Origin of the sequence: Streptomyces sp. WZ.A104 (assembly GCF_002382885.1) — a bacterium.
GTDB lineage: Bacteria > Actinomycetota > Actinomycetes > Streptomycetales > Streptomycetaceae > Streptomyces.
Map to the genome: position 1 here is coordinate 1 of NZ_NWVL01000082.1, position 11080 is coordinate 11080.

An 11080-nucleotide genomic window follows, 5' to 3' on the forward strand; every position below is an offset into this window, starting at 1 on the left:
CCAGCGGGCGGCCCAGCGCGCCGCGGACGGCCGGGTGGCGCAGCAGCCGGCCGCCGGGCCCCCGGTGCCGGGCCCGCGCCGCGAGTTCGTCGACGCCTTCGATGAGGAGTCGCCCGATTCCGGCGTCGCCACGTCGTCGTCGGCCGCCGCCGCCGTCGACGACGCCGACGTCGACGGCGATGCGGGGGAGCCGGACGAGCACCGCGCGCCCCGGGCTGGCAAGGGGCGGACCTTCACCGGCATCGCCGCCGCCGCGGTGACCACCGTGCTCGCGGTCGTGGTGGCGGGGCAGGTCGCCGAGGACTCCGGCGACCGCTCGTCGGCCGCGCGCGCCGCCGACGTGGAGCGGCAGAGCGGCAGCGGGGAAGCCTCCCGCTCCGACCCCCGGCCGACCCCCCGGCAGCCCTCGGCCAAGCCCGAGGTCAAGCCCCTGTCGTACGCGGACAGGATGGCGAAGCCGTATCCGCTCGACCCGGACCTGAAGGCGAGCGGCACGTTCCAGGCGGTGCCCGGTCTGGCGAAGGCCCCCGGAAAGGGCCACAAATACCGCTACCGGATCGATGTGGAGAAGGGACTCTCCCTCGACGCCGGTCTTTTCGCCGAAGCCGTCCAGAAGACGCTGAACGACGACCGGAGCTGGGCGCACAACGGTGCGATGACCTTCGAGCGGATCTCCTCGGGGCACCCGGACTTCGTGATCACGCTCGCCAGCCCCGGGACCACCGGCGAATGGTGCGCCAAATCCGGCCTGGACACCACGGTCGACAATGTCTCCTGCGACTCCGCCGCCACCGACCGCATCATGATCAACGCCTATCGCTGGGCCCAGGGCGCCGCCACGTTCGGCCCGGACAAACTGATGCCGTACCGTCAGATGCTCATCAATCACGAGGTCGGCCACCGACTGGGCCGCAACCATGTGAGCTGCCGCACGCCCGGCGCCCCGGCCCCGGTGATGCAGCAGCAGACGAAGACCCTGGAGCTGGGGGGCATCAAGTGCAAGCCGAACCCCTGGGTGTACCCCGGTAGCTGATCGAGCCCTGTCCGCATGGCGAGACGGCCGTCCCGTCCCGCCGTGGCGGCGGTCCGACCCGGCGAGGTGCGATCCGGCCCGCGGGCGCGAAGGCCGCCGTGGTCTTCCGGGACTCGCTGTCCTCGCTCGGGCCGCCGCCGCCCGGTCGGTGACCGGATCGCCGAGGTGTACCGGGTCCACCGCCCCGTCCGCGTGTTCGATGCGGCCCGCCGGACGGCCCGCAAGGAGCTGGCCGGGGCCTGACTCTCCGTAATAACCGACCGCTGTATCGCGACGGAACGCTACGGGGGCGGGAAAGTTACGACGGTTCACCCCTTTCGGTGGCGCGATGGACAACCGTCCGTCGCGCCACCGGCGTATCCGCTTACGGTCGTCCCGCTGTGAGTCGCCGTTCCAACGGCGGCCGCCCACAAGGGAGATCGGGGGTGTACTCGTGCGGATCGGACTGCTCACCGAAGGTGGCTATCCGTATGCGAACGGTGAGTCCAGACTCTGGTGCGACCGACTGGTGCGCGGGCTGCCGCAGCACGAGTTCGACCTGTTCGCCCTGAGCCGCTCCGCCCACCAGGAGGCGCAGGGCTGGGTCCGACTCCCGCACCAGGTCAGCCGGGTGCGTACCGCCCCGCTGTGGACCCCCGAGGACGGCACCCTGCGCGGCAGCGGCGAACGCGGCCTGCTGGCCCGTCTGGTGACCGGCGGCGAACAGTCCTACGGGCGGCGCGACCGCGCACGGTTCACGGACCACCTCACCGCCCTCGCCGCCGCGATCTGCACCCCCGACGACACCGGCGGGGCCCCCGGGACCGGCCCCGGCGCGGAGCTCTTCACCGAGGGCCTCTACGGTCTGGCCGAACTGGCCCGGGAGCGCGGCGGACTCCACCTCGCCCTGCGCTCGGAGACGACCGTACGGATTCTGGAGGCCGCCTCCAGGGCCCGGGGCACCGGCCGGACCGTGCAGAGCGCCACCGTTCCCGACCACCTCGTCTTCGCCGCCGAGCTGGAACGCGCGCTGCGCCCCCTCTCGCTCGACTGGTACGACCAGGAGAGCCTCGGCGCGGTCGACCTCTGCCATGCGACCTCCGGCGGCGCGGCTGCCCTCCCGGGGCTCCTGGCCAAACGCTTCTTCGGGGTTCCGCTGCTGGTCACCGAGCACGGGGTGCAGCTGCGCGCCCACTATCTGGCCGCCTCCGACGCCCCGTTCGGCGCACCGGTGCGCGCCCTCCTCGCCGGATTCCACGGGCGTCTCGCCACCGAGGTCTACCGCCAGGCGGCGCTGGTCACCCCCGGCAACACGCATGTCCGCCGCTGGCAGCAGCGTTGCGGGGCCGACCCCGCCCGGCAGCGCACGGTCTACCCGGGCATGGCCGCCGAACGCTTCGGCCCGGTCGGTGAGGACGCCGAACGCTTCGGCGCGGCAGGCGCGGGCGGCCCCGCCTCGCTGGTCTGGGTCGGCCGGATCGAGCCCGCCAAGGACCTGATCGCCCTGCTCCACGCCTTCGCCGAGGTCCGCCGCGCCGAGCCCGGCGCCCGGCTGCGGATCTTCGGCGCCCCGGCCCCGGGCCTTGAGGGGGGCGCCTATCTGGCCCACTGCCGGGCCCTGGCCGCCCAGCTCTTCCCGGACGAGGCCACCGGCGCGCACACCGAGGGCGTCTGCCCGGTCACCTTCGAGGAGATCGGCGGGCCCGAGGTCCCCGATCTCGCCGAGGCCTACCGCGCGGGCGGCGTGATCGTGCTGTCCAGCGTCGTCGAAGGCTTCCCGGTCAGCCTCGTCGAGGCCATGTTCTGCGGCCGGGCCACCGTCTCCACCGACGTCGGAGCGGTCGTCGAAGTCATCGGCGGCACCGGCCTGGTGGTGCCCCCGCGCAACCCCAAGGCGCTCGCGGACGCCTGCGTGGCGCTGCTGCGCGACCCCGAGCGCCGGGCCCGCCTGGGCGCGGCGGCCCGGGCCCGAGCGCTCGAACTCTTCACCGTCGAACAGAACCTCGCGGCATTTCGCGGCATTTATCTGGAGCTGATGTCACACACTCCGGTGCGCCGGGAGGCCGACACGGTGAACGCCCACGGCGACCCCCTCCTCTTCGCCACCCCGCCAGAGGCCCGCCTCCTCGGCCACTGGACCCGGGCGGGGCGCCTGCCGGACCGCGCCGGCGAGCCCGAGGGCGTCTGCGCGGCCGCCGGGGGACCGGGGGACGGCGATGCGTGACCACTCGACGCTTCACGACCACGGAGACCAACCCATGCCCCGTCCGGACGACCAGGCCACCGCCACCGCCCCTCCCGCCCCGGCCGCATCCACCGCCGCCCGCCGGGGGCCGGCCGACCCGGTGAAGTCCCTGATGCACGACCATCGGGACCTCTGCGAACGGGCCGTGGACCCCTTGGAGATCGCCGCCGGACTCGAAGCCCACGGCCTCACCGACCGCACCGCCGCCCGCTACCGCCACCGAGACGTCTTCTCGCTCGCCGAGGAGCTGTACGCCCGCATACCGCCCCGTACGAAGGAGCCCGCCGTGAGCGGACCCCCGGACGCCGGGCCGGACACCGAGGCGCGGGCCCTCTGGACGCTCCTGGCCCTGCTCCCCGGGGCCGCCTGCCTGGCGACCGCCGGGGTGCTCCGGCTCACCGAGGGCGTGCTCGGCGGCGGGACGCGGGCCCTCGTCACTGTGGCCGGTGCCCTCCTGGCCTGCCTGGCGCTCCGGCTGTGCCTGAGCCGCGGGCCCCTGCGCGCGCCGGAAGGAGCGGGCCGCGCCGGGATGTACGGCTGCTGGCTCCTGAGCTACGCGGTGTACGGCGAGGAGCTGCTCGCCCAGGTCATGACCGGCGGCCCGGACGGTCCGTGGGACGGCACCCCCGCCCCGCTGCTCGGGCTCGCCGCCGCCATCGCCCCGGCCGCCTGGTGCGCCCACCTCTTCGCCGTCCACGCCCACCGCAAGCTGACCGGCAGCCGCGCCCTGGAGGAGTTCGGCGCGGGAGTGCGGCCCCTGCTCCTCGCGGCCGTCGCCCTCTTCCTCGCCGCGCTGCTGCCCCTGCTGTACCTGGCCGACCTCGGCCTCGACGGCAACGGGACGCCGACCGCGGCAGCCGCCCTCGGGGTCCTGTTCTTCGTCGCCCGGCTGCTCGCCGCCCACGGATTGCCCGAGCCCGGCACGGTCGCGCTCGCCGCCGCCTGCGCCGTCGAGGCCGCCGCCCCGGCCCTCGTCCTCTCCTCCCGGCTGCCCGGACTCGAACCCCTCGCCCAGCCCGTGAACGCCCTCGTCTCGGCAGGCGGGACGGGGGCCGTGCCCGCCCTCGCCTGCGGAGCGGCCGCGCTCGGGCTGCTGCTGCACGCCTCCCTCGCCCTCTCCCGCGCCTCCGCCCACACCCGTACCTGAACCGCTCCCTCACCACGAGCGCCCCACCGCACACCCCCCACCGCACACCCCCCACCGCACCATTCCCGCGGAGCCGACGCCGCGGGCCTTCCCAGCACCGCACGAACCGACTGACTGACCTAGGAGAAAACCGCCATGACCCCCCAGTCCCCCGCACCGGCAGTGAGCCGTCGGCACCGAGGCGGTGCGCGATGAGGGTGCTGCTGCTCGGAGCCAACGGATTCCTCGGCCGCTTCGTCGCCGACCGCCTGCTCGCCGACCCCGCCGTCCACCTCACGGCCCTGGGCCGCGGCGACGACGCCGACGTCCGGTTCGATCTCGCGGGCGGCAGCCCCGGAGCGCTCACCCGCTTCCTGGACGCCGTCCACCCCGGGGTCGTCGTCAACTGCGCGGGCGCCACCCGTGGCAACGCCCGCGACCTCACCCGCCACAACACCGTCGCCGTCGCCACCGTCTGCGAGGCGCTGCGCCGCAGCGGCTGCGGGGCCCGGCTCGTCCAGGTCGGCTGCGCCTCGGAGTACGGGCCCTCGCAGCCCGGTTCCTCCACCGCCGAGGACGCCGTGCCGCGCCCCGGCGGCCCGTACGGCGTCAGCAAGCTCGCCGCCACCGAGCTGGTCCTCGGCTCCGGTCTCGACGCCGTCGTGCTGCGGGTCTTCTCGCCGGTCGGGCCCGGCACCCCGGCGGGCTCCCCGCTCGGCCGGCTCGCCGAGGCGATGCGCCGGGCCATGCAGGCGGGCGACGGCGAGCTGAAGCTCAGCGGCCTCGGCGTGCAGCGGGACTTCGTCGACGTACGGGATGTGGCGCGGGCCGTCCACGCCGCCTCGCTCTCCGCCGCCCAGGGCGTCGTCAACATCGGCACCGGACGGGCCGTCCGCCTCCGTGACGCGGCCGCCGTCCTGGCGAGAGTCGCCGGGTACGCGGGCGCGCTCCACGAGCTGGACACACCCCCCGCACGCCTGCCCATCGGGGCACCGCGCACCTCCGCCGAGTCCGTCATGGAGCACCTCTCGGCCACCCCGTCCCCGTATCCGGACGGATGCGGCGCCTGGCAGCAGGCCGATGTCCGCACCGCGCGGGACCGGCTCGGCTGGCGGCCCCGGATCAACCTGGAGGAGTCCCTCGCGGACATCTGGATGGAGGCGGCGTGCCGCATCTGACCGCTCCCGACGCCGCCCGCCGGACCGCGGGCGGCGAACAGCTCGGCTTCGGCGTCCCGGGCTACGCCCACCCATTGCTCGCCCCCGCCGAGTGGGCCGAGCTGGTCCGCCCCGGCACGCCGCTGCACTGGGCCGTCCTCAACATCGCGGAGGGCCCCGGCTGCCGGCCCGACCCGCACTGCCTGGCGGCGGCGGGCAGGCTGCGCAACGCCCGGGAACGCGCCCTGCACGGCGGGGCCCCGGACGACACCGTCCGGGCCTCCGGCGGCAGACTGCTGGGCCACCTCGACCTGGCCTTCGGCGAGCGGTCCTTCGGCGACCTGATCGCCGACGCCCGTGCCTTCATCGACTGGTACCGGGTCGGCGGCTTCTACCTCGCCCGCTGCCCGGCCGAGCGGGCTGGGCTGCCGGACGTCCGCCGTCTCACCGGCACGCTCCACGCCCTGCTGGCGGAGAGCGACAGCGCGGACGGCGGCGGCCGCCTGGTCCTGGGGCACGGGACCCATCCGTACCCCGGTTACGCGGAGGCCGCCGACCAGCTGGTCACCTTCCAGGGCCCCTGGACCGACTACCGCTGGTCACAGGTGGCCGAGTGGACGGCGGACTACCCGCCCGAGCGGTTCGCCCACTTCGTCCACGGTGTCCCGCGCACCCACCTGGAGGAGGCCATGCGCATCGCCCGCTGGCAGGGCGCCGGGACGATCTTCTTCACCGACCGGGACGGACGGAACGGGCAGAACGATCCATTCGCGGCGCTGCCCAGGTACTGGGACGAAATCGTCTCGCGGATCGGACCCGGTATCTCGGAATGAGAAGGGGCGTGGCAGTGTTACCGGAAGAACAACCGTACGTAGTCGATGTGCGCGTAGTCGATGTACGTAAATCCGACCACCTGCATTGTTGAGGTTCCTGTGTCGCTGCCACCCCTGGTCGAGCCAGCCGCTGAGCTCACCGTCGACGAGGTCCGCAGGTACTCCCGCCACCTGATCATCCCGGATGTCGGGATGGACGGACAGAAGCGCCTGAAGAACGCCAAGGTGCTCTGTGTGGGCGCCGGCGGACTCGGGTCGCCGGCCCTGATGTACCTGGCCGCGGCCGGTGTCGGCACGCTGGGCATCGTCGAGTTCGACGAGGTCGACGAGTCGAACCTCCAGCGCCAGATCATCCACAGCCAGGCCGACATCGGCCGGTCCAAGGCGGAGTCCGCCAAGGACTCCGTGCTGGGGATCAACCCGTACGTCAACGTGGTCCTTCACGAAGAGCGGCTTGAGGCCGACAACGTGATGGAGATCTTCGCGCAGTACGACCTGATCGTGGACGGCACGGACAACTTCGCCACCCGCTATCTCGTCAACGACGCCGCGGTGCTGCTGAACAAGCCGTACGTCTGGGGTTCGATCTACCGCTTCGACGGCCAGGCCTCGGTCTTCTGGTCCGAGCACGGCCCCTGCTACCGCTGCCTCTACCCGGAGCCCCCGCCGCCGGGCATGGTCCCCTCCTGCGCCGAGGGCGGCGTGCTGGGCGTGCTCTGCGCGTCCATCGGCTCCATCCAGGTCAACGAGGCCATCAAGCTGCTCGCCGGCATCGGCGACCCGCTGGTCGGCCGCCTGATGATCTACGACGCCCTGGAGATGCAGTACCGCCAGGTGAAGGTCCGCAAGGACCCGAACTGCGCGGTCTGCGGCGAGAACCCCACCGTCACCGAGCTCATCGACTACGAGGCCTTCTGCGGCGTCGTCTCCGAGGAGGCCCAGGAGGCGGCGGCCGGAGCCACGATCACTCCCAAGCAGCTCAAGGAGTGGATCGACGGCGACGAGAAGATCGAGATCATCGACGTCCGCGAGCTGAACGAGTACGAGATCGTCTCGATCCCGGGCGCCAAGCTGATCCCGAAGAACGAGTTCCTCATGGGCACAGCCCTCCAGGACCTCCCGCAGGACCGGCGCATCGTCCTGCACTGCAAGACGGGCGTCCGCAGCGCCGAGGTCCTCGCGGTCCTCAAGTCGGCGGGCTTCGCCGACGCGGTGCACGTGGGCGGCGGCGTGATCGGCTGGGTCAACCAGATCGAGCCCGAGAAGCCGGTGTACTAGACAACCCGTTGGGGAGGAGGGGCCGGTCCGCGCACTGCGGACCGGCCCCTTCCGCATGTTCGTACCGCTACCCGCAGGTCGTGCCGTCCGCCGGGACCTTCCCGTCCAGGAAGTAGCCGTCCACCGCCGACGTCACGCAGTCGTTGCCGCCGTACGCCCCGTGCCCCTCGCCGTTGTTGGTGAGCATGACGCCGACGCCCTTGCCCAGCTCGTCCGCCATCCGCTGTGCCCCTTCGTACGGGGTGGCCGGGTCGCCGGTCGTCCCGACGACGAGGATCGGGCCCGCGCCCGGTGCGCTCGTCTCCGGGGTGTCGTGCTCCCCCTCGACCGGCCACCGCGCACACCAGCCCGCGGTGTCCCAGGCGAGGAGCGGGCCGAAGACCGGTGACAGCCGACGGAACTCCGGCAGCAGCGCACGGGCCTCGTCCAGGGTGGGCCTGGCCTTGGTGTCGGCGCAGGAGATCGCCCGCTGGGAGTGGCTCTGGGTGTCGTAACGGCCCCGCTCGTCCCGCCCGTTGTACGAGTCGGCGAGCCGGAGCAGGCCGTTGCCGGTGCCGTTGTCCTCCGCCTCTTCGAGGGCGGCCGTCAGGGCGGGCCAGCCGGACTCGGAGTACAGCGGGGTGACGATGCCGGTGATGGCGAGGGATTCGCTCAGCTCGCGGCCGCTGTCGGTCGGCAGCGGGCTCCTGTCGATACGGGCCAGCAGCCGGGCTATGCGCTCGGTGCCCGCCTTCGGGTTCTCGCCGCGGCTCCTGAGGTAGTTCTCCAGGGCGCGCTGGAAGCCCGTGGCCTGGTTGCGGGCGTGCCCTATGCCGTCGGCCGTGGGGTCGATGACCGCGTCCAGCACCGTGCGTCCCACGTTCCGCGGGAAGAGGTGCGCGTACGTACCGCCCAGCTCCGTACCGTAGGAGAAGCCGAAGTAGGACAGCTTGTCGTCGCCCAGGACATGCCGGATCAGGTCCAGGTCGCGGGCGGCGTCGGATGTGCCGACATGGGGGAGGATCTTGCCGGAACGGCGCTCGCAGCCCGCGCCGAAGTCCGCGGCGTCCTTGACGAACGCGGCCTCCTCCGTCGCCGTGTCCGGGGTCAGGTCGATGCTGCGGTGGGCCTGTTCCTGCTCCTCGTCGGTGCGGCAGCGCACCCCGGAGCTGGCCGCGACCCCGCGCGGATCGAACCCCACCAGGTCGTAGCGGGTGTTGAGCTTTCCGTACGCTTCCGCCGCGCGCGGCAGTATCTCCACGCCCGAACCGCCCGGGCCGCCGAAGTTGAACAGCAGCGAACCGAGCCGCCGCCGCTTGTCGCGGGCCTCCTTGCGGATCAGGGCGAGGGAGAGGGTCTCCCCGGACGGCTTCGCGTAATCCAGCGGTACGTCCACGCGCGCGCAGCGCCACGCGGACCCCGGGGCCTCGCCGCCGCGCGGAGCCTCGCAGCGCTCCCAGTCGAGGCGCTGGGAGGTGAGGGCGGAGGGCAGGGCGGGCGTCCGCGCGGTGTCCTTCGGGCCCGTCGGCGCGGGAGAGGCGGACGCGCCGCCGGGGCGGCCGTCCGCCGGCGCGGCGGCTTCCGGCGCCGTCCCCGACAGGGCGCAGCCGGCGAGCAGTACTGTCGCGAGGAGGGCTGCTCCCGCTCGAACGGCGGCCCGATGGGCCCGTCGGTGCGCGCGCACGGTCCGGCTCCCCTCCCCGAGGCCCGAAGCCGGTGAAGCGCCGGGCGCCTGCATTGTTCCGCCATGCTAATCGGCGCCTCTGACAGACCGTCGGGCCAGACCGTCAGAACCGGCTCCCGGGGCGCGATCAGCCGCAGACCGTGCCCGACTTCGGCACCGTACCGTTCAGCAGATAGCCGTCGACCGCCCGCTGCACACACGCGTCGTTGCTGTTGTAGGCCCCGTGGCCCTCGCCCCGGTACGTCAGCTCGACGCCGACGCCCTCGCCCAGCTGCTGCACCATCGCCTTCGCGCCGGCGTACGGGGTCGCCGGGTCGCCCGTGTTGCCGATGACCAGGATGGGCGCGGCCCCGGGCGCGCTGACGTCGGGGGTCTCCCAGGCACCCGCGACCGGCCAGCCTGTGCACCCCATCAGGCCCCAGCCCAGGTAGTCGCCGAAGAGAGGGGAGGCCTTACGGAAGGCCGGCAGTGCCGCCTTCGTCTGCTCCAGGGTGAACCGCTGCTTGCTGTCGGCGCAGTTGATGGCGAGGTTGGCCGCGTTGGAGTTGTCGTACTGCCCGTCCTGCGAGCGTCCGTTGAGCGAGTCCGCCAGTGCGAGCAGCAGCCCGCCGTTCCCGCCGCCCGCCTCGTCCAGGCCCTGTTCGAGCAGTGGCCAGGTCTCCTTGGAGTAGAGCGCGGAGGCGATGCCGGTGGTGGCCAGCGTCTGCGTCAGCGCGCGGTCGCCCAGCCCGTCGATCGGCTGCTCCTCCAGCTCGGCCAGAAGGTCCGCGATCCCCTGCTCGACCTCCTGCGGGGTGGCCCCGGGCAGCGCGCAGTCGTCGCGCTCCGCACAGTCCTCGGTGAAGTTGTCCATGGCGAGCTGGAATCCCTGGGCCTGGCCGAGGGAGGACTCTTCGGCGTTCTTCGTCGGGTCGACCACCGCGTCGAAGACCGCCCGGCCGACCTTGTCCGGGAAGAGGTGCGCGTAGACGCCGCCCAGCTCGGTCCCGTATGAGATGCCGAAGTAGTGCAGCTCGTCGTCGCCCAGCACCGTCCGCATCAGGTCCATGTCGCGGGCGGCGTTCGTCGTGCCCACGAAGGGCAGTTCAGGGCCGGAGTTCTCCTTGCAGTCCGCGATGAAGTCCTTCTGCCCCTGCACGAACTGCTCCTCCTCGGCCGCGTTGTCCGGCGTGGAGTCCTCCTGGTAGAGGGCGTCCAGCTGGGCGTCGTCCGCGCACTCGACGCCCTCGCTGCGGCCGACCCCGCGCGGGTCGAAGCTCACCAGGTCGTACCGGGTGCGAAGCGTGTCGTACTCCGTGCCGAAGGCGGGCAGCGTCGCCACACCGGAGGCGCCGGGCCCGCCGAAGTTGAACACCAGCGAGCCGATCCGCCGCGCCTGGTCCCTGGCCTTGGCGCGGACCAGCGCCAGCTCGATCGTGCGGCCGTCGGGCTTCGCGTAGTCGAGCGGCACGTCCATGAAGGAGCACTCCCAAACCGCGCCGCCGGGCAGCGGGGACGGGGACTCGCCGCCGCCCTGGGCTGTGTTCGGGGCCGGACACGGCGACCAGTCGAGTTTCTGGGAGGCCAGTTCCCGGGCGGTGGCGGACGGCGAGGCGGTCGAGGCCCCGGTGGGCGTCGAGGAACCGTCCCCGCCGTCGCCGTCCGAACAGGCGGCCAGCGGCAGCAGCACGGTGGCGGTGGCGGCGAGGGCGGCGGCGCGCAGGGCGGGGGAAGTCCTCATGACCCCATCGTGCGGCGGGCCGCCGGGGAGCGCGGCCGGGCGCGGT

The 11080-nt window shown here is 73.3% G+C and carries 8 protein-coding genes; 6 read left to right on the top strand and 2 right to left on the bottom strand.

The genetic code is table 11. The annotated features are described in order from the left end of the window. The 6 genes from CIB93_RS31325 to moeZ form a co-directional block, all read left to right on the top strand. Nucleotides 1-1033 (top strand): DUF3152 domain-containing protein (locus CIB93_RS31325; protein ID WP_107470991.1); only part of this gene is annotated, 1033 nt, incomplete at its 5' end. Between the two features lie 433 nt (nucleotides 1034-1466). Beyond that, the gene (locus tag CIB93_RS31330; RefSeq protein WP_096631799.1) at nucleotides 1467-3236 is read left to right on the top strand and encodes a DUF3492 domain-containing protein; all 1770 of its coding nucleotides are present in this window, start codon (nucleotides 1467-1469) and stop codon (nucleotides 3234-3236) included. Between the two features lie 34 nt (nucleotides 3237-3270). After that, nucleotides 3271-4404 (top strand): hypothetical protein, encoded by a 1134-nt coding sequence (locus CIB93_RS31335; RefSeq protein WP_257002444.1) that lies wholly within the window; start codon nucleotides 3271-3273, stop codon nucleotides 4402-4404. A gap of 191 nt (nucleotides 4405-4595) precedes the next feature. Beyond that, nucleotides 4596-5561: an NAD(P)-dependent oxidoreductase gene (locus CIB93_RS31340; RefSeq protein WP_096631801.1), complete on the top strand. Its 966-nt coding sequence runs from the start codon at nucleotides 4596-4598 to the stop codon at nucleotides 5559-5561. Then, a complete protein-coding gene (locus CIB93_RS31345) occupies nucleotides 5549-6373 on the top strand; it encodes a spherulation-specific family 4 protein (protein WP_096631803.1) in 825 nt (274 codons plus the stop codon). The genes CIB93_RS31340 and CIB93_RS31345 overlap by 13 nt, the downstream gene beginning before the upstream one ends. A 99-nt stretch (nucleotides 6374-6472) precedes the next feature. Further along, nucleotides 6473-7651 carry an adenylyltransferase/sulfurtransferase MoeZ gene (gene moeZ, locus CIB93_RS31350; RefSeq protein WP_096631804.1) on the top strand — a complete coding sequence of 393 codons (1179 nt, stop codon included), beginning with the start codon at nucleotides 6473-6475 and terminating at the stop codon, nucleotides 7649-7651. Between the two features lie 67 nt (nucleotides 7652-7718). Here the strand turns inward: moeZ and CIB93_RS31355 are convergent, their stop codons facing one another. Continuing rightward, a complete protein-coding gene (locus tag CIB93_RS31355) occupies nucleotides 7719-9314 on the bottom strand; it encodes an alpha/beta hydrolase (protein WP_257002445.1) in 1596 nt (531 codons plus the stop codon). A 127-nt stretch (nucleotides 9315-9441) separates the two neighbouring features. Continuing rightward, entirely contained in the window at nucleotides 9442-11034 is a 1593-nt protein-coding gene (locus tag CIB93_RS31360; protein ID WP_096631807.1) for an alpha/beta hydrolase, read from the bottom strand. Nucleotides 11035-11080: the final 46 nt, after the last annotated feature.